Source organism: Thermaerobacter litoralis (assembly GCF_054654595.1).
In genome coordinates this window covers 54,769-78,062 of the sequence record NZ_BAAIES010000009.1, presented here as the reverse complement: position 1 = coordinate 78,062, position 23,294 = coordinate 54,769, and the positions used below count along the sequence as shown (strand labels likewise).

General features: G+C 67.0%; 18 protein-coding genes. 9 read left to right on the top strand and 9 right to left on the bottom strand.

The genetic code is table 11. From position 1 onward, the window contains the following. Positions 1-84 precede the first annotated feature (84 nt). The 5 genes from ACYQ02_RS07520 to ACYQ02_RS07500 form a co-directional block, all read right to left on the bottom strand. On the bottom strand, positions 85-1,005 hold the full coding sequence (locus tag ACYQ02_RS07520) for a hypothetical protein (protein ID WP_460039839.1): 921 nt from the start codon (positions 1,003-1,005) through the stop codon (positions 85-87). After that, positions 1,002-1,832, bottom strand: a complete 831-nt coding sequence (locus tag ACYQ02_RS07515; RefSeq protein ID WP_460039838.1) for an ABC transporter ATP-binding protein — start codon at positions 1,830-1,832, stop codon at positions 1,002-1,004. Before ACYQ02_RS07515 ends, ACYQ02_RS07520 begins: the two co-directional genes overlap by 4 nt. A 24-nt stretch (positions 1,833-1,856) precedes the next feature. Further along, positions 1,857-2,486, bottom strand: coding sequence for a GntR family transcriptional regulator (locus ACYQ02_RS07510; protein ID WP_460039837.1), 630 nt, complete (start codon positions 2,484-2,486; stop codon positions 1,857-1,859). Between the two features lie 380 nt (positions 2,487-2,866). Next, positions 2,867-4,552: an IS1634 family transposase gene (locus ACYQ02_RS07505; protein WP_460039836.1), complete on the bottom strand. Its 1,686-nt coding sequence runs from the start codon at positions 4,550-4,552 to the stop codon at positions 2,867-2,869. A gap of 58 nt (positions 4,553-4,610) precedes the next feature. Further along, the gene (locus ACYQ02_RS07500; RefSeq protein ID WP_460039835.1) at positions 4,611-6,065 is read right to left on the bottom strand and encodes a methyl-accepting chemotaxis protein; all 1,455 of its coding nucleotides are present in this window, start codon (positions 6,063-6,065) and stop codon (positions 4,611-4,613) included. Positions 6,066-6,599: 534 nt separating this feature from the next. Here ACYQ02_RS07500 and ACYQ02_RS07495 point away from each other — a divergent pair. The 5 genes from ACYQ02_RS07495 (at position 6,600) to ACYQ02_RS07475 (ending at position 13,502) form a co-directional block, all read left to right on the top strand. Further along, positions 6,600-6,947: a M23 family metallopeptidase gene (locus tag ACYQ02_RS07495; protein WP_460039834.1), complete on the top strand. Its 348-nt coding sequence runs from the start codon at positions 6,600-6,602 to the stop codon at positions 6,945-6,947. A gap of 543 nt (positions 6,948-7,490) precedes the next feature. Continuing rightward, complete coding sequence (locus tag ACYQ02_RS07490; RefSeq protein WP_460039833.1) at positions 7,491-8,942, top strand: Nramp family divalent metal transporter; 1,452 nt, start codon at positions 7,491-7,493, stop codon at positions 8,940-8,942. Positions 8,943-9,090: 148 nt separating this feature from the next. Beyond that, on the top strand, positions 9,091-9,459 hold the full coding sequence (locus tag ACYQ02_RS07485; RefSeq protein WP_006903667.1) for an ArsR/SmtB family transcription factor: 369 nt from the start codon (positions 9,091-9,093) through the stop codon (positions 9,457-9,459). A 36-nt stretch (positions 9,460-9,495) separates the two neighbouring features. Beyond that, positions 9,496-11,802 carry a heavy metal translocating P-type ATPase gene (locus ACYQ02_RS07480; RefSeq protein ID WP_460039832.1) on the top strand — a complete coding sequence of 769 codons (2,307 nt, stop codon included), beginning with the start codon at positions 9,496-9,498 and terminating at the stop codon, positions 11,800-11,802. Between the two features lie 296 nt (positions 11,803-12,098). Further along, positions 12,099-13,502, top strand: a complete 1,404-nt coding sequence (locus ACYQ02_RS07475) for a transposase (protein ID WP_460039831.1) — start codon at positions 12,099-12,101, stop codon at positions 13,500-13,502. 103 nt (positions 13,503-13,605) lie between these two features. Here the strand turns inward: ACYQ02_RS07475 and ACYQ02_RS07470 are convergent, their stop codons facing one another. The 4 genes from ACYQ02_RS07470 to fadH all read right to left on the bottom strand — a co-directional run bounded on the left by ACYQ02_RS07470 (position 13,606) and on the right by fadH (position 19,192). Further along, a complete protein-coding gene (locus tag ACYQ02_RS07470) occupies positions 13,606-14,304 on the bottom strand; it encodes a metallophosphoesterase (RefSeq protein ID WP_460039830.1) in 699 nt (232 codons plus the stop codon). A gap of 156 nt (positions 14,305-14,460) precedes the next feature. Next, complete coding sequence (locus tag ACYQ02_RS07465) at positions 14,461-17,388, bottom strand: LutB/LldF family L-lactate oxidation iron-sulfur protein (RefSeq protein ID WP_460039829.1); 2,928 nt, start codon at positions 17,386-17,388, stop codon at positions 14,461-14,463. 253 nt (positions 17,389-17,641) lie between these two features. Continuing rightward, complete coding sequence (locus tag ACYQ02_RS07460) at positions 17,642-18,394, bottom strand: (Fe-S)-binding protein (RefSeq protein ID WP_460039828.1); 753 nt, start codon at positions 18,392-18,394, stop codon at positions 17,642-17,644. Positions 18,395-18,397: 3 nt separating this feature from the next. Further along, positions 18,398-19,192, bottom strand: a complete 795-nt coding sequence (gene fadH, locus ACYQ02_RS07455; protein ID WP_460039827.1) for a 2,4-dienoyl-CoA reductase — start codon at positions 19,190-19,192, stop codon at positions 18,398-18,400. A gap of 484 nt (positions 19,193-19,676) precedes the next feature. On the opposite strand from fadH, the gene ACYQ02_RS07450 reads away from it, so the two are divergent. From ACYQ02_RS07450 to ACYQ02_RS07435, 4 genes are all read left to right on the top strand, one after another. Further along, positions 19,677-19,853 carry a sigma factor gene (locus tag ACYQ02_RS07450; RefSeq protein ID WP_460039826.1) on the top strand — a complete coding sequence of 59 codons (177 nt, stop codon included), beginning with the start codon at positions 19,677-19,679 and terminating at the stop codon, positions 19,851-19,853. A 261-nt stretch (positions 19,854-20,114) separates the two neighbouring features. Continuing rightward, a complete protein-coding gene (locus tag ACYQ02_RS07445) occupies positions 20,115-20,417 on the top strand; it encodes a sigma factor-like helix-turn-helix DNA-binding protein (protein ID WP_460039825.1) in 303 nt (100 codons plus the stop codon). A gap of 633 nt (positions 20,418-21,050) precedes the next feature. Beyond that, the gene (locus tag ACYQ02_RS07440) at positions 21,051-21,848 is read left to right on the top strand and encodes a hypothetical protein (RefSeq protein WP_460039824.1); all 798 of its coding nucleotides are present in this window, start codon (positions 21,051-21,053) and stop codon (positions 21,846-21,848) included. Continuing rightward, a complete protein-coding gene (locus ACYQ02_RS07435) occupies positions 21,838-22,314 on the top strand; it encodes a type II toxin-antitoxin system VapC family toxin (RefSeq protein ID WP_460039823.1) in 477 nt (158 codons plus the stop codon). Before ACYQ02_RS07440 ends, ACYQ02_RS07435 begins: the two co-directional genes overlap by 11 nt. Positions 22,315-23,294 lie beyond the last annotated feature (980 nt).

The following is a 23,294-nucleotide window of genomic DNA, read 5'->3' as shown; positions in this document are numbered from 1 at the left end:
GGGTCGCGTGGTTCCCCGCGGGTGGACCCGAGGCCGTGCCTCATCGGCCGGCCATCGACCCTCTACCAGCCGGCCGCGTTCGACCTACGTCCCGCCCCCGGCCAGCGCCTGAAGAAGCGCATCGAAGAGCCCCACCCCGTTCAGGTACAGGTCGACCGCCGCTGCGGCCGCCACGATGGCCACCCCTGCTACCGCCGGCCATCGAGCTCCCTCGGCGTCGAGGGCCCGTTCCACCGCCCGAGCGGTGCCGAAGAACCCCACCACCGTGGCCAGGACCACCGCCAGCCACGGGCCGGGATGCATGGCCAGCCACCGGGTTTCGACGGTCCAGACTCCGCCCGGCGCCCGGTAGAGGTCGGGGAAGGGGAAGGTGGGCACGGTGGGAAGGAAGTCCAGCACGGCCGCCCCAGCGACAGCGGCGCGTACCAACAGCCAACCAACCGCGAGGAAGGCAAGGCCCATCAGGACGTGGCGCCCCCGCCGCACGGTGCGGCCGGCACCCCATGCCGCCTGCACCAGCACGAGCCACGCCGGCAGCGCGAAGGCCAGCAGGATCGCCAGGAGGATGCCCACCGCCTCCACCAGCGTGCGCGCGAACTGGGCGGCCACGGCGGCGGACATGTCGGGCGGCAGGCCGGGGACGCCCACGCCCTGCACCATGGCCGCGATGCCGCCGAACGTCGCCCCTACGTACAGCGCCGCCTCCAGCCACACCGCCAGCAGCTTGGCCCCGGCCAGCTGCCAGCCATAGACCGGCAGGGACAGGAGCAGGTAGGCGCGGGCGGTGTCCAGGTCGTTCTTGAAGCTCTGGTACGTGTGCCACAAGGCTCCCAGGGGCAGCCACCACAGCGGCATCTGCGTCATCGCCAGGACCAGCCCCTCGTTCCAGCGGCCGACGCGGCTGGCCAGAAAGGTGTACCACGCGAGGATGGCGACCACCGAAGCCACCGTGGTGGGCAGCCCCTGGCGCACCTCCCGCCAGAGGAGCCGGAAGAACGGCGTCATGCCAGCACCTCCTCGACGATCCCGTCCAGGGACTTTCCGTGCCGGGCCCGGAGCTCGTCGGCATCGCCCGCGAGCACCAGGCGGCCGCCCGCCAGCACCATCAGCCGGTCAAACAGCGGCTCCGCGTCCTTCAAGTCGTGGGTCGAGAGCAGGATCGTCCGGCCGCCCCGGCGACAGGCCGCCAGGATGGCGTCGGCGATGCGGCGGCGGGACACCGGGTCGATGCCCGAGAAGGGTTCGTCCAGAAGAACCAGCGGCGCCGAGCGGGCCAGGCCGAGCAGCAGCCGCACGCGGGTCCGCATTCCCTTGGACAGCTCCCCCACCCGCCTGCGGCCCGACAGCTCCAGGATCTCCCGCAGCTCAGCCTCGTGCTCCGCGTCCCAGCCGGTGAAGAAGGAGCGGACGAACCGGACCGTCTGGTCCACCGTCATCCACGGGTCCAGCGGGTCGACCTCGGCGACGAAGGCGATTCGGCGGCGCAGCTCCACGCTGGGGGTCTGACCCAGGACCTGGACCTCACCCCGGGCGGGCCGCACAAACCCGGCCGCCACCTTGAGCAGGGTCGACTTGCCGCTGCCGTTGGCTCCAACCAGGCCCGTGACGGTACCGGCAGGCAGGGTGAAGGACACATCCCGCAAGGCCTCCACGGAGCCGTACCGTTTCCAGACGTGGCGGAAGCAGACGGCAGGCGGGGGTGTCCCCGTGACGGTCGACGGGTCTGGACCGCCTGCAGAGCCGGCCGCTGGCGGCGTGGCAGCCTGGACGGTGGGTTCGGCCGCCGCAGCCGATGGGGCGGCGGGTGGAGCCAGGGGATGGCGGGGCGTCACGAAGGTGTCCCTCCTTCTTGGTGTTCAACCTTGGTTTTTGACGCGCTGGTTCTCGGTGCGGGATCCGCGGTCTGGCCGAGGAGCGAGCCCGCGGGATCCTGGGAGCTGGGCTCCTTCTTGGCTTTCAACGCGGGACCCGTTGCCCGGGCTTATGGCCTGAGACCCGGTGTCGGGGCGACCTGCGGGGGACTGGCTTCCGGAGCTTCCCGCGTGGAACACCCTTCCAGGGTCGCCTGGGTGGGATCCCCCATCGAGGTCGCCCGCGCCCGGTACCGGCGTGCCGAGAGCCGCAGCCACCCGGCGGGCGATCTCGTCCCGGCTAAAGCCCAGGTCCTGCAACCGCCGGACGAACTCGGCCACCGCCTGGCGGGCCAGATCTTCCCGAAGGGCGCGGATGCGGCCGGCGTCCAGGGTGATGAAGGTTCCGGTGCCGCGGGCCGTCTCCACCAGGCCCATGATCTCCATTTCCCGGTAGGCGCGCTGCACCGTGTTGGGGTTGACGCCGATGCGCTGGGCCAGTTCCCGCTGGGCGGGAATCTGATCCCCCGGCTGGAGCACACCCCGGGCGACGGCCTCCTGGAACCGCTCGATGATCTGCAGGTAGATCGGCCGGGTTGGGTCCAGACGGAACTCGCTGCCGAAGAGTTCGGGCACCGTCGCTCCTCCCGTCGATCGAGTGCACTATTACACTAGTGCACTAGGAAGATAGGTGTCAAGGGGGGACTCGGTACGACCGGCGTTCCACCACGCGGCCGAGTACACTGCCAACCTGAAGGCGGTTTCATGGGTTGCGTCCCTGCTACGGTGAGGTTGCACACCTGCCACGACAAGCCAGTCGTGCAGAGCTGGAAGGGGAACACCAGCCGGGCCAACAAGGCCCGGGGTTGCTCGCCCATGAACGGCCTGGAGGCCGGATATCTCTGGAAGGGACATCGGTGTCTCACCGGAGTTTGACACTTGGCTCCCACACAAAGGGGCAGAAAAGCCCGTAGCAACGGGCATTTCGACCCCCTGACGTAGACATGTTCGTGTATCTACATGCTCGCCCGTGCGGGGTCGATGCGGAAGAAGCGGGGTGGTTCCTCCACGCCGATCGCCTGGAACAGCTGGGCCTGGAAGGTCGTCATCTCCGTCCGCTGGTAGACGATCCCGGCCGGGCCACGGAAATGGCCGAGGTGCATCCGGTCGAGTTCGGCCCGGATGCGATCCCAGGTATAGCGTTGCCCCAGGCGTTCCTCGACGCGCATCTCGGCCACCCGGACCAGCAGCAGGGCGAGCCAGCACAGGAGCACGTGAGCGCGGATCCGATCCTCCCGTCGGTGGTAGACGGGCCGGATCTCCAGGGTGTGCTTGAGGGTGCGAAAGGCCTCCTCGACCTCCAGGAGTTGCTTATATCCGAGGGCCACCTCCGCGGGCGCCAGGGTGTCGTCGGAGGTCCGGAGCAGGTACTTGCCGTCCAGCCGCGCCTCGGCCGCGACCTTCGACCGGTCGATGACCGGCCAGCGGCGGCTGTCGAGCTTGAGGTAGCGCCCATAGGTGGGGTGGGCGATCAGGGCGCAGACGGCCCGGGTGTGCTCCTCCTTCGGCAGGCGCTCCAAGCCCGCCAGTTCCTCCCGGAGGCGGGCCAGGATCTGCTCCCGCTGGGCCCGGTCCCGCTCGGCCTGTTCGGGGTTGCGCACCAGGATGTAGCGCTGGCGCGCCTCCCCGGTGCCCACCACGATCTCCTTGACCTCCAGGTTCGGCCGCACTTTCTGATACCGCCCGGGCCGCGATAAAGCCTGCTCCACGCCGGCCTTGCCGGATCGCATCCGCTCTCCGACGATGTAATGCCCCCCGGCTCGCTGCAGCGTACGCAGGTTCTCTTCCGAGACGAAGCCCCGGTCCACGACGGTGATGACCCGGCCGAGCTTCCACGCGATCAGGTCGCGCTTGACCTCCTCCACCCGGCTCACGTCCGTGGTCTGGCCCGGCCAAACCCAGCACCGTACGGGCAAGCCCGAGCGCGTCACCGCCAGGCCGATCACGATCTGGGGCCGATCCGGACGATGATCGGTCGAGCGCTGGCTGTAGTGGCGCAAGCCCTGCTCGTCGTCCGGTTCGTCCACCTCGAAGTACGTGGTGGTCGTGTCCAGGAACAGCAGGTCGACCTCCAGTTGCAGGATGTCCGCCACGCTCCAGTAGATGGCCTTCTGCAACGCCTCGCCGGCCGCCACCAGCAGGTCCATAGCCCGGTAGAGGTGATGGAGTTCCACCCCTTCGGTGCCCGGCAGGACCACCTCCTTCTGCAACCACTCCCCGGTCGCCAGCTTGCTCGCCGGTGCCAGCGCCCGGTTGGCCACCATGGCGAAGAGGGCTCGTTCCACCGGCAGGTGCACGCGCCGGTCGGCCACCGCCTCCTGGATGGCCTGGGCGATGCCCAACTCGTGCCACAGCCGGTCCAGCACCCAGCCGCCACCCAACGGCCGGCTCTCGACAAACCGCAGCGGGACATCGCCCTCCTGCGCCTGGCGCTGGAGGGCCTCTTCGGGGGAGAGGAAGCGTTCGATGCTGCGGATCAGCCGCTGGAGCTGTTGGCGGTCCACTTCCTCTTCGCGGCCGAAGGACCACAGCACCTTGGCTTGCGGCCGGCCCGTTTGGGGATGCCGGAAGTTGTGGGCCAGTTGGACGTAGCGGACGATGGAGCCATCTCGATTTTTGCGCTGCACGGTACGGATATACATGCCTACGTATTACGACGTCTATTCCTAGTGATCCTGCATTGGATCGCAATTCGTGTGCCTACAGGATTCCCGTGTGTGCCGCGCCTGAAGCGTCAAAAAAACCGCGCCGTGGCGCGGTTTCGGTCAAGAAATGTGTCTTCGAAGTGTCAAACTCGGGCTGCCGCGACCGTTCGGCCAACTTACGGACTTCCTCGGCGACGACCGCAAACCCCTTGCCATGTTCCCCGGCCCTGGCGGCCTCGATGGCGGCGTTCAGGGCCAACAGATTGGTCTGCTCCGCAATATCGTTGATCAATTGGATGATCTCACCAATCCTTTGCGATTCGCGCCCGAGCTGCCGCACGTTACCTGCCACTTCACTGGTGGCCCGGTGAATGTTGTTCATGGCGCGGACGGTGCGGTCAACGGCCCGCCCCCCCGTTTCCGCCAGTTCAAGGGTCCGGAGGGCCGCTTCGCCGACCTCGTCCGCGGCTCTCGCCGTCGTGTTGGCATCCACACTGGTCTTTTGCAGGGTCTCAGCGACGTGATACACATGCTCGCGTTGACGCTGGGCCCCCTCTACGATCTGATTAATCGCGGCGCGCAGTTCCTCGACAGCATTCACGGTCAACTCGGCGCTCCGCGACTGCTCACCGGCGCCCGCTGCTACTTGCTGCATGGCCACCGAGATCTGTGTCGTGGCCTCGGCGGCCTGGGTGGACGCGCCGGACAGATCCGTGCTGTTCTTGGTGAGCCGCTCACTCGCATGATGAATGCGCCCCAGCATATGCCGCAGCTGTTCGACCATTTCGTCAAAGGCTCTCCCCATTTGGGTCAACTCGTCCCGTCCCCGCAGATTCAACCGTTCGACCCGAAGATCGCCTTGGCTGATACGCTTAAGGGCTTCTCCCAAGCGGCGAAGGGGTAGAGTCAAGCACGATGAAAGGACCGCACTCCAGACAATGGCCACGACGATAGCTATGATTGCAATGACGATGGAAAGGCGTTCAATGGGCTTGAAGGCCAGTAGCAAGTCATCCTTGGTATAAGCTGAAACAAGGAGGATCCAGTTCGGATTCGACGGCAGAGGCCTGGCAACAGCGAACTTGTCCCGTTCATGCTTCTCGCCGGGGTCCTTCCATGTGTAGAAGATGGTACCGTTGAAGTTCACGGACTGCAGCTTTTCGTACTGCCTCCGGCCATACTCACCTGCTTGTTTGGTGTCGATACCGGGTTCCCACCCCGGCGCGTAGATAACGATTCCATTACGGTCAAGGATAAAGGGGTATCCTGTCATGCCCCACTTGCGGAAGTAGTTTTCCTGCATAGCCCGCATGTAAGGATCTACGTTCTGGTAGAACTCCTGCACATTCGAGCTCCGCCGGGCCACTGGATCGACGACCTGGACGAGTTGCTCTGTCATGTACGCGATATCTCGAACCGCAAGATCAATATAGGCCCGCCGAGCGAGTGTCAGGTTGGTCCACACGGTTACGACCATGACCATTAGCGCAATCCCAATGAAAGAAATCATCAAGCGACCTCGTAATGAACGAAACATGCTACGCCTCCCCCTCTTCTTTTGGTTATCGTGCATTCGCCGCCTCCGTGTAGGCATGCACCCCCATCCTCCGCTCTTGATCCGATCACCGCACCTCCTGCCTGCCGCCCCGTTTGCGCAGGGCTGCCCGCCGTGCGTTGCCCTGCTCGGCTACCTGTGCAACGCCGACTTCACAGGAGTCTGTATCGCCTTCGCGGCTTCAGTCTCAGCTTCAGTTCACTACCTCTAGCGATGGGAATGGGTGCCGTCTTGGGTTTGCCGTACTCTCTATGATCCGGGCGACTTGCGGGTAGAAGCCGGCGTTCCCGAGGAAGGTTGACGTGGTTACGACGGGGTGGGCTAGGCCGGGACGGTGCTTATTAGGCTAAAGGGCTCACGCCGGATACCCTCGCCATGAGTGGGTGGTGGGAAATACGCCCTCCGCGGTGCGGATACGATTCGGCTCGGCCCCTCCTCTACCACCCTGATGGGGGCGAGTGGTGGCTGTCCTCGCTCTTCGGCCCGCGCGTGGATCCGTTCACCGGCGAGCGGGACTTTCACCATGGCGTGGACCTGGCGGCAGAGCCGGGGACCCCCGTCCGCGCCTATCAGTCCGGGCGCGTGGTCTGGGCCGGGCCGGCCGTCGATTACGGCCTGGCCGTCGGCATCCGGCACGGCGACGGGCGCACGACGTGGTACGGACACCTGGCCTCGGTGGCTGTGCGGGCGGGAGAGCGGGTTGAGCGCGGAGAGCGGATCGGCACCGTGGGCTCGACGGGCCGGTCTACCGGGCCGCACCTGCGTTTTGAGATCCGCGAGCCGAGCGGACAGCGCGTGGACCCCTGGCCGGAGCTTGAGCGGCTGCTAGGAGAGTAACGTCACAGGCGACATGGCTCGACACATTCGGGGCATATGTTTCGACGGCTGCAAGGCGCGGGGTTCGGGGGGCAGGTCACGGGGGGCTGGAGGTCGTCCTTCGGCCCGCCGTGTATTTGACTCACCTCGCATCCCGCCGCGCCAGGGCAGGTACCATAAGGCCGGTTCTGCATTCGCAGGCCGTGCCTGCCGAGAGATTTGGGCGGCCCCGTTGACCGGCGGGCTGGAGACGACCAACTCCAGCCCGATCTTTTTCTATGCACCCGCCTGATAGACCGCCGCGTGGTGCCGGAGCGTATTCATGAGCACACTCTGCTATTTCTATGCCCGTCACGGCAATGTGGCCGTTGCCGCCGGCCTGCTTTTCCACGAAGTCACCCCCTTGACACCTCTTGCAAGAGCAATTAAGCTGGCTCCAACAAAGTTGCCATAGGGCAACTCTTTTCCGGTGACACAAAACACCGGTCTTTTTCGGCCCGAGATTTGCATCCATGCAAAATTCTTATCCGGGAACAAAATTAGGAATGAAGGAGCTGGGTCGCGGTGGCTAGCGACGGGGGAAGGGAACGAAACGACATGAAGGCCATGGCCGAAGGCCAGTGGCGCCCGCCGGCCGTAGCGGTGATGGTGGCGGGGGAAGCCGCCGGCACCAAGGTGCCCGGCGAGCGGAGCCTGCCCGAGGTCCACGGCAGTATTGCCATCCCCCGTGGGCACGCGCGATGGGCGGCGGTTCGCAAGTTCCTTGCCTACGCCGGCCCGGGCTTCCTGGTGGCGGTCGGCTACATGGACCCGGGAAACTGGGCGACGTCCCTTGCCGCCGGTTCGGCTTACGGTTACGCTCTCCTCTCCGTGGTGCTGATATCCAGCCTCATGGCCATGTTTCTCCAAGCCCTTTGCGCCCGCCTGGGCATCGCCACCGGCCTTGACCTCGCCCAGGCCTGCCGCGTGCGCTACCTGCGGCGAACCAGCTTCCTGCTCTGGGTGCTGGCCGAGCTGGCCATTGCCGCTACGGACCTGGCCGAAGTGGTCGGCACGGCCATCGCCCTCAACCTGTTGTTCGGCCTCCCCCTGCTCCTCGGCGTGATCTTGACGGCTCTCGACGTGGTCCTGATCCTCTTCCTCCAAAACCGCGGCTTCCGTTACGTGGAGGCGCTGGTCGTCTCGCTGATCGCCGTCATCATGGGCAGTTTCCTCGTCAACCTCCTCTATGCTTCCCCGGCCCTGGGGCCCATCGTGGCGGGCCTCATCCCGACGGGGCGGCTCGTGCTGGAGCCGGAGATGCTCTACCTGGCGCTGGGTATCCTCGGCGCCACGGTGATGCCGCACAACCTTTACCTGCACTCGAGCATCGTTCAGACGCGCGCTTACGGCTCCGACGAGCGGGACAAGCGGGAGGCCATTCGCTACGCTACCGCGGACTCCACCATCGCCCTCGGTATCGCCTTCTTCGTCAACGCCGCGATCCTCGTGCTGTCCGCCGCCACCTTCCACACCCGCGGCTTCACACAGGTAGCGGAGATCCAGGAAGCCTACCGGCTGCTGAGCCCTTTGCTCGGGGTCCAGGCGGCAAGCCTCCTGTTCGCCGTGGCGCTCCTGGCCGCCGGCCAGAATTCCACGCTCACCGGCACGCTGGCCGGCCAGGTCGTGATGGAGGGATTCCTCCGCCTGCGCCTGCCGGCCTGGCTGCGGCGCCTGATCACGCGGCTGGTAGCCATCGTGCCCGCGGTCCTGGTGACGGCCCTCGCCGGCCCGTCCGCAACCGCGCAGCTGCTGATCCTCTCCCAGGTGATCCTGTCCCTGCAGCTCCCCTTCGCCGTGATCCCGCTGATGCAGTTCACCGGCGACCCGCGGCTCATGGGCCCCTTCGTCAACACCGGTTGGATGAAGGTCCTGGGCTGGGCCATCGCCTTGACGATCACGGGACTGAACGCGTTCCTCCTTTACCAGACGGTGGCGGGGCTCCTGGGTGGGTCCGGGGCGCCCATGGCGGGGTGAAAGGGGCCTTCCCCGGGTACGCGCCCGGTCGCCGGTGGTCGAACCTGGAGGGCGGAACGATCGCCGGCGGTTGACATCCCCAGCGCCGGTCGCTAGTATGGAAGTCGATTAAACGATTATGGAATAATCAAATGAGGAGGGGCCGCCCGTGACAGCATCACGGCAGAGAGCCCGGAATGACGTGTGCGCGAGCTTCGACCCCAACGGCGAGCGCGTCGCCGCCCTGCGCGAGCGCCTCGTGGAAGTGGCGGGACTGTCGGAGTTGTTCCAGGCCCTGGCCGACGAGACGCGCACCAAGATCCTCTACCTTCTGGCGTCCGAGGAACTCTGCGTCTGCGACCTGGCGGCCATCCTCGACCTCTCCCTACCCGCCGTGTCCCACCACCTGCGCCTGCTCAAGACGATGCGGCTGGTCAAGTACCGGCGGGAGGGCAAGAACGTCTACTACTCCCTGGCCGACGAGCACGTCCTGCGGCTGATCCAGGTGGCCCAGGAGCACTACGAAGAAGAGCGCTAGCCCCCAAGGCGGGAAGGCGCGCCGGAGGGATTGCCGATGAGCACGGACACACGGCGGGAGCCTCTGCACAGCTATGTCTTGGAGGGCATCGACTGCGCCAGCTGCGCGCAGCGGATCGAGGATGCCCTGCGCCGCGAGCCGGGGCTGGAAGACGCCACCGTCAGCTTCGCCACGGGGTCCGTCCTGCTTCCCCCGGCCCAGGTCGAGCGCGCCCGGCAGATCATCGCCCGCGTCGAACCCGGCGTCCGGCTCGTCACGCCGCGCCAAGACACGGGGGCTGCCGCCCGGGACGGGACTCGTCAGGAGGGCGTTTTTCCCCACGGGACGAACCCGGCGCCGGATGCGGCGGTATATCCCACGGGAGAAACCGTGGGAAGGGCCGCCGGGAAGGCGGTGGCGCCGCGTTCGTCCGGCGAGGAAAGGACGGGCACGACGGGCCAGGCAGAGCGGCCGGCTGAAGAAGAGGAACATCACTCCACCTACCGCCGCCTGGCGGCCATCGGCCTGGCCACTTTGGCGTTCCTGGCAGCTACCTTCCTCCACCCACGGGTGGATGGTACGCCCCTCGCCCTGGCGGTGGACGCCGCGCTACTGGCCGTTTACTTGTGGGTCGGGCACGGCGTGATCGGGGCCGCCCTTCGCAACGCCCGGCGCGGGCAGCTTTTCGACGAGAACTTCCTGATGACCGTGGCCACCGCGGGCGCCATCGCCATCCACGAGCTGCCCGAGGCAGTGGCGGTCATGCTGTTCTACACCATCGGCGAGTTCTTCCAGGACCTGGCCGTGCAGCGCTCCCGGCGCTCCATCCGGGCACTCATGGACCTCCGGCCCGACTACGCCCACGTGCGGCGGAACGGTGAGATCCTCCGCGTATCGCCCGAGGCGGTGGCCGTGGGCGAGGAAATCGTGGTCCGGCCCGGGGAGCGCATCCCCCTGGACGGCCAAGTGGTCGAAGGATCGTCCTTCGTGGACACCTCCGCCCTCACGGGAGAATCGGTGCCCCGGCGGGTGGAACCCGGCGACGAAGTGATGGCGGGCATGGTCAACACTCGGGGCCTGCTCACCGTGCGGGTCACCCGGCCCTTCGGCGAGTCGTCGGTGGCCAAGATCCTGCGGCTGGTGGAGACGGCGGCCGCGCGCAAGGCGCCCACGGAGCGGTTCATCACCACTTTCTCTCGTTACTACACGCCGGCGGTCGTTGCGGCCGCCGCGGCGATCGCGGTCATCCCCCCGCTGGTGGTGCCCGGGGCGGAGTTCGGCGAGTGGGTCCGGCGCGCGCTGGTCCTGCTGGTGATCTCGTGTCCCTGCGCGCTGGTGGTGTCGATCCCGCTGGGCTACTTCGGCGGCCTCGGCGGCGCCTCGCGGCGGGGCGTGCTGGTCAAGGGGGCCAACTACCTGGACGCCCTGACGCGCCTGGACACCGTCGTTTGGGACAAGACGGGCACGCTGACGCGGGGCGTCTTCAAGGTGGTAGAGGTCACCCCCTACAACGGGTTCTCCCGCGGCCGGGTCCTGGAGCTGGCCGCCCACGCCGAGGCCTTCTCCAGCCACCCCATCGCCGCCTCCATCGCCGAGGCGTACGGCCAGAGCGTGGACGAAGCGCGCGTGTCGGGCTACGAAGAGGTCGCGGGCCATGGCGTGCGCGCCCGTGTGGACGGGCAACTAGTCGTTGCCGGTAACGACCGGCTCCTGCACCGCGAGGGCATCCCTCACGAGACCTGCGAGGCCGAGGGCACGGTGGTCTACGTGGGAGTGGATGGCGTGCTGGCGGGGCGCATCGTCATCGCGGACGAGATCAAGCCCGAGGCGGCGGCGGCCGTGCGCGCGCTGCGCGAAATGGGCGTCCGGCGCCAGGTCATGCTGACGGGGGACGACCGGTCCGTCGCCGAGAAGGTGGCCGCAACGCTGGACCTGGACGATGTGCACGCCAACCTGCTCCCCGAGGATAAGGTGGCGGCCGTAGAGCGGCTGGACGCCGAGCGGCGCCAAGAGGGGCGGCCCGGCGCCCTCGCCTTCGTCGGGGACGGCATTAACGACGCACCGGTGCTGACCCGGGCGGACATCGGCGTCGCCATGGGCGGCCTCGGCTCGGACGCGGCCATCGAGGCGGCCGACGTGGTGATCATGGACGACAGCCCGGCCAGGCTGGCGACGGCCGTGTCCGTGGCCCGGGCCACGCGCCGCATCGTGAAGCAGAACATCGCCTTCGCCCTCGGGGTCAAGCTGATTTTCGTGCTCCTAGGGGCCGCGGGAGTGGCCTCCATGTGGGAAGCGGTATTTGCCGACGTCGGCGTCTCCCTGCTGGCCATCCTCAACGCCACCCGCGTTGTCCGCGCGGGATAGGCAGGAGCAGTGAGACACCCGGAGCATCAGCGATGGAATGGGGCGGCAGGCGACGATCGCGACAGGCCGTCGCCTGCCGCCCCTTCCCTGACCGCCGTGGACATACCCGCCGTGTGGGCCTAGGAAAAGGAGGGCCGGATTTGCCGGTCAACACAAATTTCTGGAATCGGGTTCGCTACACTATTTACAGCCCCTTTTGAGCCTGTTTCACGAACCCAGGTATTTCCGCAGGACTGCAGCCACGGGAGGTTAAGTGAAAGCATCGGTTGGAATTCGCCATCGCCCGAGGTGTCCCTATGGCCTACAACCTCCGCCCGGTGAACCGCGACCAACTGTACCTGCTCCCACCGAGCCTTCGCGACTGGCTGCCTGAGGATCATCTGGCCTGGTTTCTGATCGACGCCGTCGAGCAGATGGACCTGCGGGCCTTTTACGAGAAGTACCGCGCCGACGGTTGGGGCGGAGAGAGTTACGACCCGACCCTGATGGTGACGCTCCTGCTGTACGCCTACTGCGTCGGCGAACGGTCGAGCCGGCGGATCGAGCGGCTGTGCCTCGAGGACGTGGCCTTCCGGGTGATCACCGCCAACCAGAAGCCGGATCACGTGACCATCGCCCGCTTCCGCCAGCGCCATGCACGGGAGCTGGCCGCGCTGTTCACCCAGGTGCTGCGGCTGTGCCGGGAGGCGGAGCTGGGGAAGGTCGGCGTGGTGGCGCTGGACGGGACGAAAGTCAAGGCCAACGCCTCGCTGGCGGCCAACCGAACGTATGATGGGATTCGCCAGGAAGTGGAGAAGATGCTCCGGGAGGCGGAGGCCACGGACCGGGAAGAAGAGGAGCGGTACGGCCCCGGGCGCCGTGGGGATGAGTTGCCGGAGGAACTGCGCTCCCGCCAGAGCCGGCTGGAGCGGCTGAAGGCATGCAAGCGGTGGCTGGAGGAAGAGGCGGCCCGGGAAGCGGCCCGGCAGCAGGCCCGCATCGAGGAGCGGAAAGCCCAGGAGCAGGCGACCGGCAAGAAGCGGCGGGGGCGGAAGCCGAAGGCGCCGGATGCCTCGGTGGATCCGGCGGCCAAGGCCAACGTGACGGATCCGGACAGCCGGATCCTCAAGACCCGGCAGGGCTTTGTGCAAGGGTACAACGCCCAGGCGGTGGTGAGCGAAGACCAGCTCATCGTGGCCGCGGCGGTGACGCAGGACGCCAACGACGTCGGCCAACTGCACCCGATGCTCCAGCAGGCGCAAGCCAACCTGCGGGCCGCGGGCGTCAACAAGCCCATCCGCGCCGTGGTGGCCGACGCGGGGTACTGGAGCGAGGCGAACGTGAAGCAGGCGCCGGCCGAGGGGCCGGAGCTGTTCCTGGCGACGAGCAAGGAGTGGAAGCATCGTCAGGCGGTGAAGGATGCACCCCCTCCGCGGGGCCGGATCCCCAAGGGGCTGAGCCTGCGGGAGCGGATGGAACGCAAGCTGCGGACCCGGCGAGGGCAGGCGATCTACGCCAAGCGCAGCCAGACCGTGGAGCCCGTGTTCGGGCAGATCAAGACCGTGCGAGGCGCCGACCGGTTCCTGCGTCGCAGTCTGGCGGCGTGTGACAGCGAGTGGAAGCTGCTCTGCCTGACCCATAACTCGCTGAAGCTCTGGCGGAAGGTAACGAAGGGGTCCGCATCCTCACCCTTTGGTTGGATGGCGGCCGCGTTGGCATAGAAGGGTAACGACCGGGCCGCCGGCCTATCCCGTCCTGACCGTCAGCCCACGGGACATAGCCGAATCGACCCGGTACGTTCCCCCAGTTCTGATCTCGTCAGGGTCAGTGAAACAGGCTCAGATAGCGGCCGAAATCGCGCAGCGGCTTATGATTCACGACAATGACGAAATCCGACGGGGTAGAGTGATACCAGAACAGTGTGCCACGCTCGATGTACTCTCTCTCGAGGGAAGGGACGCGATGGGTCCTGAAATAATCGGGGAGATTGGCCGGGTTTGTGGCGAACGCGACGCGCAGCCCGCTGAGCCAGATATGGTCTGATCCCCTTTCGATCCGCACGGGGCCGTTCAAATACCGGGCGCCCCGCTCCATCAGCTCGCGAAGGACGGCATCGTCACCGTCATGGGATTCCCAATACTGATCCTTCGGACCGAGAATGAAGTAGACCAGTGCCTGAAGCGACTGGCGCAATCCGGTAACGAGGGCAGCCACGGGTTCCGCGGAAGCTTCCTCTTCGTCGATGTAGTCGCCGCCCAGCACAATGAGGTCGGGACGTTGCTCGACGATTCGTTGAACGAGCCGGCTTTGCTGGTCGCCGAAGGTCCGCCCTTCGAGATCGCTGATGAACACGATTCGGTAACCGTCGAAGGCTGGCGGTACCTGTGGATGGGTTACCACATATCCTCGCACGACGATGCGTTCATTGTCCCAAATGGTGTAGGCGGTCAGGACGACCAGGCAGAACAGCGCCGCCCCCAGGATGCGGAGTCGAACCCTGCGCATGGGCCTTTGTCTGCGCACCGGGTGTCACCTCCCAGCCGCTAGCCCGCCTGAGCCGAAGCTCGACCGATGGCCCGACGACGGGAAAGCATCGAAGCCCCGGGTCACGACCCGTAGACACGGCCCGCGGAGCGCCCCGTTCCGTGAGGCGTCCCGCAGGTTACCGCGTGCGAGAGATCACCGCGTCCCGTAGATCACCGCGTGGACGTGCCGCGGCCCGTGGACCCCCACCACCGGGTGCAGCTCGATGTCCGACGACTTGCTGGGACCCGTGATGAACGTGACGTTCTGGGGCGCACGGGCCGGGTCGGTCACCCCGTAACGCTTCGTGAGGCCCGTGATGGCCGCGGCCAGGGTGGGTACCAGTACGGCGCCGGGGACCAGGATCACCAGGTGCTCCGGCAGCAGGCTGACGGCCCGCCCGCGGCCCGGCCCGTGGACCACGGCCACGGTGCCGCTGGCGGCGATGGCGAAGTGGGCCACGACGATGCCCAGGTCTGCGGCGGCCGCTGCCTCACGCAGCCTCAGCGGGGAAAGGCCCGGTTCCTGGTCCCGCCAGCGGGTGACCTGGCAGCCTGCCTCCTCCAGGGCGTGAAGCACGGCTTCCAGGACCGGCCCGGCTCCCTCCGGCAGGCCCGGGGCGGCGGGGTCCCAGGCCACCACCCGCCGTAAGCCGCGAGACCGGACGAACGCGGCACAGGCGGCGGCGCAGGCCGCCGCCACGGCTTCGGGCCTTCCGCCCTGGGCGCGGGTCCAGGTGCCGTGGACGGCCTCAAGCTCCCGGCCAAAGCGCTCGGGCCAGCCGGCAGGGTCGGGGCCCGGGTGGTCCGCCCGCGGCAAGCCGGCGGTCGGCCCGCTTTCCATCGTGCACACCTGGGACCGGGCCGGGGACCCTGGCCGGCACGCTGACCCAGGCCCTTGTAAAGCCCCAGGAGGCGACCCAGGTACAGACTTAGATCCAGACCCAGGTACAGACCCAGGCGGAGAGCCAAGCAGAGCCCTCGCACCGGGCTCCGGTGGCACGCCCGGCTGCCGTGGGACCGGGCCCGCTGCGGCCGGGGGGCCGGGTTCCACCTCGCGGGCGAGCTCAGGCCAGCGGGCGTGGAAGGGCCGGGAGGCCACGGCCGGAAAGTCGCGGGAGGCAGTCCAGGCACCCAGGGGGCCTGGACCTCCGCGCAGGACGGCACCGTCCATCAGGCCGGCTGAATGCCCGGGCGGAAGCCCCGCCGAAAGCCCGGCCGGAAGCCCTGCCGGCGACCGCCGATCGCCCGTGGCACCGGCGCCGGGTGCCCCCGCATGCTCCTCGGGATCCCCCTGAGGGGCGGGTACGGCCGGCGCCTTGCTCGCTCGGTCATGGGGAACCGCTCGCCCTTGGGCGACTGAACCGGTGGCTTCTTGCTGGCTATCCCGCGACCCGTAGCTCGCGGCACTTGGCGGCGCCGCGGGGGGAGCCGGTTCGTCCTGAACCAGCCAGGGCGCCTGCAGCCAGGCCGCGAGCCGGGCCACTAGGCGATAGCGCCGCGGGTCCGTAAAGGCCCAGCGCCACAGCCGGAACGCCCAGGCTTCGGCGCGGTGGCGGAGCCCATGCAAGCCCTCACCGCCTGAAGCTTCCCGCGTTGCACCTGTCCACACGGCGGCCTCCCGCTCCCCACCACCGGCCTCGGGGCCGGACGCGCCTGCCTCGCCTCCTGCGGCGGTCGCCGCTTTCCGCCCGGCCGCACCAGAGGGCCGGGCTCGGGGACCGGCGTCCCCATAGGCGGCTTCCCCGGCCGGCCGCCGGCGGTTCACCACCTCTTCCCGCAGGTCGACCAGAAGATCGTGCAGGGGGATCATCACCGGACAGGCCTCGTAGCACGCGCCGCAGAGGCTGGAGGCGTAGGGGAGGTCGTCCCAGCCGTCCAGGCCGCCCAGCAGCGGGGTGATGACGGCGCCGATGGGCCCGCTGTAGACGCCCCCGTAGGGATGGCCCCCGATCTGCCGGTACACGGGGCAGGCGTTCAGGCAGGCGCCGCAGCGGATGCAGTGCAGGGCCTCCTGGAAGCGGGTGCCCAGCAGGTTCGACCGCCCGTTGTCGACGATGACCAGGTGGAACTCCTCGGGGCCGTCGGCCTCGCCCGGGCGCCGCGGCCCCCCCACGAAGGTGGTGTAGACGGTGATCTTCTGGCCCGTGGCGCTGCGGGCCAGGACCTCCAGGAGCACGGCCAGGTCGGCCCAGGTGGGCACGACCCGCTCCATGCCCATGACGGCGATGTGGACCCGGGGCAGGGAGGTGACCATGCGCCCGTTGCCCTCGTTGGTCACCAGGACCACGGTGCCCGACTCCGCCACCAGGAAGTTGACCCCGGAGATGCCCACGTCGGCGCGGAGGAACTTCTCCCGCAGCCGCTGGCGGGCGAAGGCGGCCAGGGCGACGGGGTCGTCGGGGAGCTCGTGGCCCGCCTCGCGGCTGAAGATCTCCCGGATCTGCTGCTGGGACAGGTGCACGGCCGGCGCCACGATGTGGGACGGCCGGTGACCGGCCAGCTGGATGATGTACTCCCCGAGGTCCGTCTCCACCACCTCGACGCCCGCCGCCTCCAGGTGGGGGTTGAGGTGGATCTCCTCGGTGACCATGGACTTCGACTTGACCACCCGCCGGCCGCCGGCCCGCTGCACAATGCCCAGAATGGTCTCCACCGCCTCGGCCGCCGTCGCCGCCCGGTGGACGTGGCCGCCCCGGGCCTCCACCGCGGCGATGGCCTGGTCCAGGTACCGATCGAGCTGGGCGATGGTGCGGGCGCGGATGCTGCGGGCCCGCTCCCGCCACTTGAGGGGATCGCCCAGCAGGGCCAGGGCCTCCTGGCGGCCGTAGTGCTGGCGGTAGGTGGCGCGGGGGACGGCGACGCGGAGGAAGTCGTCCCGCAGGGCCGCGGCGGCTCGCTGGTGGAAGGGCTCGGCGGGGGGACGGTGGGAGGGATTGGCGGGGCGGGGGGTGCTGCTCACGATGCGGTTCGTGGTCGTGCTCGCCACCGCACCGGTGCCGCCGGGCGCGGTGGCGGGCGCGGCGGCCCCCGCCGTGGCCGCCGCACGGCGGGCTTCGGCGTGATCTGGGGTTGCGTTCCGCATGGCCGGTTCCTCCCCCCGGTACGTCGGTCAAGGGGTCACCCGCCGGACGAACCCGGCGGACGGCGCCCCGTCGTCGCGAGGCGGACCCGAGGCGGCCCTGAGACCGCCCTCGCAAGCGCCAGCAGGCTCCGGGTCGACCCGTGGGACCCAGGCGCCGGGCTACACGGTACCCGGCCGCCCGTCGCCGCTGCCATGGCACGGCACTCGTGGCCCAGGCCGCTCCGCCGGGCCAGAATGGTACCTGCCTGGGGGCCTACGCCGTATGCCGGGCGGGCCGGGTGGCCTCATCGAGGAGCTGCGCCAGGTGAAGAACCCGCACCGGCCGGCCCAGGCGCCGCAGCCGCCCACCGATGTGCATGAGGCAGCCCACGTCGCAACCGACCAGAAGCTGGGCGCCGGTGTCCTCGACGGCCTGGACCTTGGCGTCGACCATGGCCGTCGAGAGCTCCGCCATCTTCACGGCGAAGGTGCCGCCGAAGCCGCAGCACTCGCCGGGGTGGGGCAGGTCCACAAGCTTGAGCCCTTCGACAGCCCGCAGCAAGGCCAGGGGTTCCTCCACCAGACCGAGCCCCCGGGCCATGTGGCAGGAGCGGTGGAAGGTGGCGACGGCGGGGTAACGGCCGCCCAGGTCCGTCCGTCCCAGGACGTGGACGATGAACTCGGACAGCTCGTACACCCGCTCGGCGAAGGCCGCCGCCCGGGCGGTCCAGGCCGGGTCGCCGGCGAACAGCCGCGGGTAGTGGTGGCGGATCATGGCGGCGCAGGAGCCCGACGGGGTCACCACCGGCACATCCGGCGCCTCCCGCTCGAAGGCTTCGATCAGGTTGCGGGCCACGTCCCGGGCCTCGGTGGTGTAGCCCGTATTGTAGGCCGGCTGCCCGCAGCAGGTCTGCCCGGCGGGGAAGGTGACCTCGACGCCCAGCCGGCGCAGCAGCCGGACGGTGCTCTCGCCGACCTCGGGGAAGAACAGGTCACAGAGACAGGTAATGAACAGGGCGACGCGCACGGTTCATCGCCTCTGGCCCTTGAACACGCCCCGCCCCAGCCACTGCCCGCCGTCGATGGTCAGCACCTCGCCGGTGATGAACCCGGCGTAGTCGGACACCAGGTAGGCTGCGGCATGGGCGATCTCTTCGGGCCGGCCCATGCGGCCCAGGGGGATGGAGCGCAGCACCGCCTGGCGGGCCTCTTCCGTGGGCCAGAGCTGGGGCGCGGCGCCGGTGCCGTCGACGGGGCCGGGGGCGATGCAGTTGACCCGGATGCCCTTGGGCGCCCACTCCACGGCCAGGGTGCGGGTCATCGCCAGGACGCCGGCCTTGGCCGCCGCCGAGTGGACGGTACCGGGCCCGCCCGTCCAGGCATAGGTGGCGATGATGTTCAGGATGTTGCCGCCCCGGCCCTGGGCGATCCAGTGCCGGGCCACGGCCCGGGTGCAGTAGAAGGTTCCGTGCAGCACGATGTTGACGACGGCGTTCCACCCGTTGACGGAGAGCTCCTCGGCGGGGCAGACGAAGTTGCCGGCCGCGTTGTTGACCAGGATGTCGATCCGGCCAAAGCGGTCCAGGGCGGCCTGGACCATCCGGTCGACCTGCTCCGGGTCGCGGACGTCGGTGGGGACGGTCAGGGCCTGGCCGCCCCGCTCGGTGATCTCGGCGGCGGCCTTCTCCAGGTTCTCGGGCTTGCGGCTGGCCAGCACCACCCGGGCCCCCAGGCGGGTGAATTCCAGGGCCATGGCCTTGCCGAGGCCGGTTCCTCCCCCGGTGACGATGGCGACGCGGTCCTGCAGCGTTCCAGGCGGTAGCACGCCGGCTCCCCTCCCCTGACGCAGGTTCTTAGCAGACATTCCCTGTCGGGCGGCCGGATGCCTGCTGGGCGCCGGGCCGCAAGATCCCGTCGCCCGCGGGCGTAGTAGGAAGGTGAGGGGTGACCCGAAGGTGGGGGGCACCTCTCAAGGTGAGGGGCATCCCTGCAGGTGAGGCAGACCTCCTGGCCAACATGCAAGCCATTGCCTGCGGACGGAGGCTCCGGGGAGGAGGCTTTCGACCCATCGTTTTCCGCGAACCTGATGCACCATTGCAAGCCGTAAACGGGACGGGATCTCGCGGCCCCACCCGGGGGGATTCTCCGCCGGGCGGCGGCAGTGTACCGGCGAGCCCCGCATCCTGGCCGCCGTCGCGGGCGCCCTCACCGGCGTCCTTGCCCTCGCCCGGCCGACCGCCCGTGGAGCCGACCTGCCCCCGGCCGTGGTTGACCGCCTGCGCCAGGGCGATCCGGACGCCGTTGGCGTCATGGTCGAGCACCTGGCTGGGCCGCTGGTCTACCGGGCGCGGCTGCTCCTCGGCCCCGCAGGAACGCCGGCCGATGCCGAGGAGGTGGCCGCCGACGCCCTGGTGGCGGCGTGGGAGCGGGTGGCGGAATACGACCCGGCCCGCGGCACCTTTCGCAGCTGGGTCTCATGCTCCTGAAATACGCGGCGCTGAACCGGCGGCGGCAGCTGGAACGCGAGATGCGCCGCCGGGGTTCCATTCGCAGCTTTGCCGGCCGCCTGCCTTCTGGAGAGTTTCGCGGCGAGCTGCCGAGTGCGGTCGCATCCGCCGATGTCCCGGCGGGAGATTTCCCGGCGGGCCGGCAAGGCCCACCAGGGCCAGGAACCCCGGTCACCGCCGACCCCGCGGAAGTGCTGGTACGGGCGAGCGAGGTGCAGCGGCTGCGGGCTGCCCCTGGAGTTGCTCCCGGCTGCTGAGCGGGACCTCCTCATCCGGCGCTACTGGCTGGAAGAGTCCATCGCCGACATGGCGCGGCAGGAAGGCATCTCGCGCAATGCCATGGACAGCCGGCTGTGGCGGGCCCGGCAGACCTCACGGAGGGCCCTTGAAGACAGCGCCCAGGGGGCGGGCCAGGCGGCCGGCAAGGCGGCGGGGACGAGGCGTTTGGAACTGTTCGCCCAAATCCAATGGGGCTGCCTCCTCCCCGCCGTGCTGGTGGTTCGGGCAACCGCAGCAGCGGCCCTGGGGGTGGCCACGACATGAAACTCCGGCGCTTCCGCACACCCCCAGGCCTGGTCATCGCGTATATGCAGGTCCGCCTTCGCACAAACCGCGCCCGGCCCTTGATACTACGCCAGCGAGCGATCATCCAAGGCTTCGCGTAGGGGTTCACCGTTCTGATCCACATGTGGTATGCCAGGGTCAAGAACCGCCACCCACGGCCCACACTGGAGGAACTGATCGATGCAGGGCTGGTCTACTGCAGCGTCACGCCGACGCGAGGGACATTGGCCGTCCCGCTACGACACGGCCCACGAGCACTAGACGTGGCGCATCCTAATCGGGGAGTGCGCCGACTTCTCCTAGCACGACGAGGGCTCGCTGTTCTACCACGGCTGATAGGTGCCCGGACCCAAGCGCCAGGACTGGCGGTGGCGGTTAGGCACGCAGCGTATGGATGGAGGTGACGCCATGTCCGATTCGTCAGGGGACGGCTGGTGGAGCCGCCAATACTGGCAGGAATAGGAGTATTACCGTCGAATCATAAGACTCGAAACAATTCAACCAGGGGGAATCCTGCATTTCACATCGGCTTAGCAGTTACGTGTCGATCGCTTCCAACATATGCGACGTCAGGGAGGGTCACGCCGTCTAAGGAGATTGAGGTGTTGATCTATGCCGGAAAAGGTTACGTTTACACTTCACATTGAACCCGCCGAGGGCCATGCCGAAATGGCCTCTTTCGCACGTGTAATAGAACGGTTTAGCCAACTTCTACATGAAATCGAGAACACTCTCGACCCACGTCGTCGTAAGCACATCCCTTGGATCATTTCAGAAATATCACAAGGAAGTTATGTAGTGACAGCTGAAGCCTCCGAGGACACAGACCTTGGTCGTGAGGTTATCCGATCCGCTGTACGAGGATTACGACAATTGCAACAACTATCTGAGTTCGAATTACCCGCCACGTATTCCGGCAGGGCACTTGTGCTTATCAAGGAGATTGCCCGCGAGGCGGTACGCCAAAATGGGCAAATTACTGTCCATGCAAATGGCATGCATGCCGTAATTAGCCGATCCACGCTTGATGCAATTAGAAGGATGATGGCACCACCTCCCTTCAAGGATTATGGAAGCGTTGAAGGGAGCCTCGAAATGGTCAGCATCCGTCAGGCCTTTAGATGCAATATCTATAGAGACTTTGATGGTCGCAGAGTTGAATGCCATTTTAAGGAAGATCTTTTGCCCATAGTAAAGGAAGCCCTGGCCCCAGGGCAACGCGTTATCGTGGCCGGCAATGTCGCCTATGACGAAGACGGAGAGGTCAAGAGTATAATCGCAGACTCCATTGAAATCCTTCCGAAGGCTGAGGAGCTTCCGGATCCAATTTATTTTCTCGGCTTAGTCCCTGATTTTACGGACGGAATGCCGTCCGAGGATTTTGTAAGGAGACTGCGCGATGAGGGATAAACTCTCGGCTCCACTTGTTTATCTCGAGACGTCAATGATTATTGCATATTTTCAAAAGGAACAAGGACGTTGGCAGGACTGTAAGGCTTGCGTCGATGACTTAAGAGATGGATTGTGTCGCGGCGTAACATCGGCCCTGAGCATAGCCGAAGTTGCAAAACCGCCCAATACTGATGCGCGCAAACTCCCGGACAGCCTTTACAACGAAATGGTAAACTTTTTTAAATATGACTGGCTTCACATTGTGATGGTTGATCGCAGGGTGTCGTCTATAGCCCGGGATTTGGTGCGCCAATTTAATCTTAAGGGGGCCGACGCGGTTCATTTGGCAACGGCAATCTATATTAAGGCAGATTACCTTTTTACATACGACAAACACTTATTGCGTCTTGCCGTCCATTTTAATAATCAAAACATTAGACCCGAAATCAGAGAACCGTTCGGACAATTTCGATTGGCAATATAGCTGATCTGTATCTCCACTTCGAGGGGCATTTCCTTGAACATCGACGACCTTTTGGCGATGGTCCGGCTCTGTGTGGGACGAGTCACCGTCACGCCGTCCAAAGGGTTCTAGGTCGAATTCACCCCTTCGCGGCCGCCGAATGAGAATCGCGTGGGGCACATCCGTGGTCTTGAGGGCGGCTTCCTCGCCTAGGAGCAGGTGGCGGCTTTGCGTGGGCAGAACCATACAGCGTTGCCAGAGGACGGGCCGCAATCGTGTCATCGAGGCCGAGTCGGTGCATTACATCGACCGGACCCGACAAATGTCGGCCAAGATCAGGCGTAGCGTCGACCCGCCACAACCCTTATTGCGTCGCACTGATGGTGATCCGGTGTACCCGCGTGACGTACCGGAACAAACGCGTGGAACTCCCCTGAGGGCGGCCTGAACGGAGGCGGTTGTAGGCAGGGCCTGGGCTCAGGAGTTTTCCACGCTTGTTTCACTCCCCCTGCGAGCGTGTTCCGCTTATTGTTGTCGATTGGTGCAAGAGAGTGAAGACACGGTGGGTTAAGTCTCGGGAATGTGCTGTGAACACGTTGTGATGTAAGTCCGTGTGTTGACCGGCATGCATCTGATTCATACTGTTTGACGTACAGGCAAAAGGGGGGAAAGTCAGCGCGTGAAGCCTACTCGCGTTGCGGAAGGAGTTGCGGAAGGAGTGTGAACCCATTGGCGGTTGTGTGGATCCGCAAGACAGAGGGTGCCAACAAAGAGACTCGGCGTGAAATCCTGGCGGTGACCGTGGATTGGAAGGCTGCCGTTCTCTCTATTGCATTGCGACGTGAACTTCTGGGGGGGGGGGGATGGGCAGGATCAGGTTGCTGCGCATCCCCTTGGGGGTTCGTGGAGTCAAGATTGCCCTGCCAAAGGCCGCGGCTGGCCTCGACGCCTGACTAGTGAATAACAGGACGGGGCGCACGAGCAGAACGCTGCGCCTGGCC

Coding starts and splice junctions, on each gene's coding strand:
- ACYQ02_RS07520 (WP_460039839.1), bottom strand. CDS start 1,005: ATGACGCCGTTCTTCCGGCTCCTCTGGCGGGAGGTGCGCCAGGGGCTG.
- ACYQ02_RS07505 (WP_460039836.1), bottom strand. CDS start 4,552: ATGTATATCCGTACCGTGCAGCGCAAAAATCGAGATGGCTCCATCGTC.
- ACYQ02_RS07500 (WP_460039835.1), bottom strand. CDS start 6,065: ATGATTTCTTTCATTGGGATTGCGCTAATGGTCATGGTCGTAACCGTG.
- ACYQ02_RS07480 (WP_460039832.1), top strand. CDS start 9,496: ATGAGCACGGACACACGGCGGGAGCCTCTGCACAGCTATGTCTTGGAG.
- ACYQ02_RS07475 (WP_460039831.1), top strand. CDS start 12,099: ATGGCCTACAACCTCCGCCCGGTGAACCGCGACCAACTGTACCTGCTC.
- ACYQ02_RS07465 (WP_460039829.1), bottom strand. CDS start 17,388: ATGCGGAACGCAACCCCAGATCACGCCGAAGCCCGCCGTGCGGCGGCC.
- ACYQ02_RS07450 (WP_460039826.1), top strand. CDS start 19,677: ATGGTCGAGCACCTGGCTGGGCCGCTGGTCTACCGGGCGCGGCTGCTC.
- ACYQ02_RS07440 (WP_460039824.1), top strand. CDS start 21,051: ATGCCGGAAAAGGTTACGTTTACACTTCACATTGAACCCGCCGAGGGC.
- ACYQ02_RS07435 (WP_460039823.1), top strand. CDS start 21,838: ATGAGGGATAAACTCTCGGCTCCACTTGTTTATCTCGAGACGTCAATG.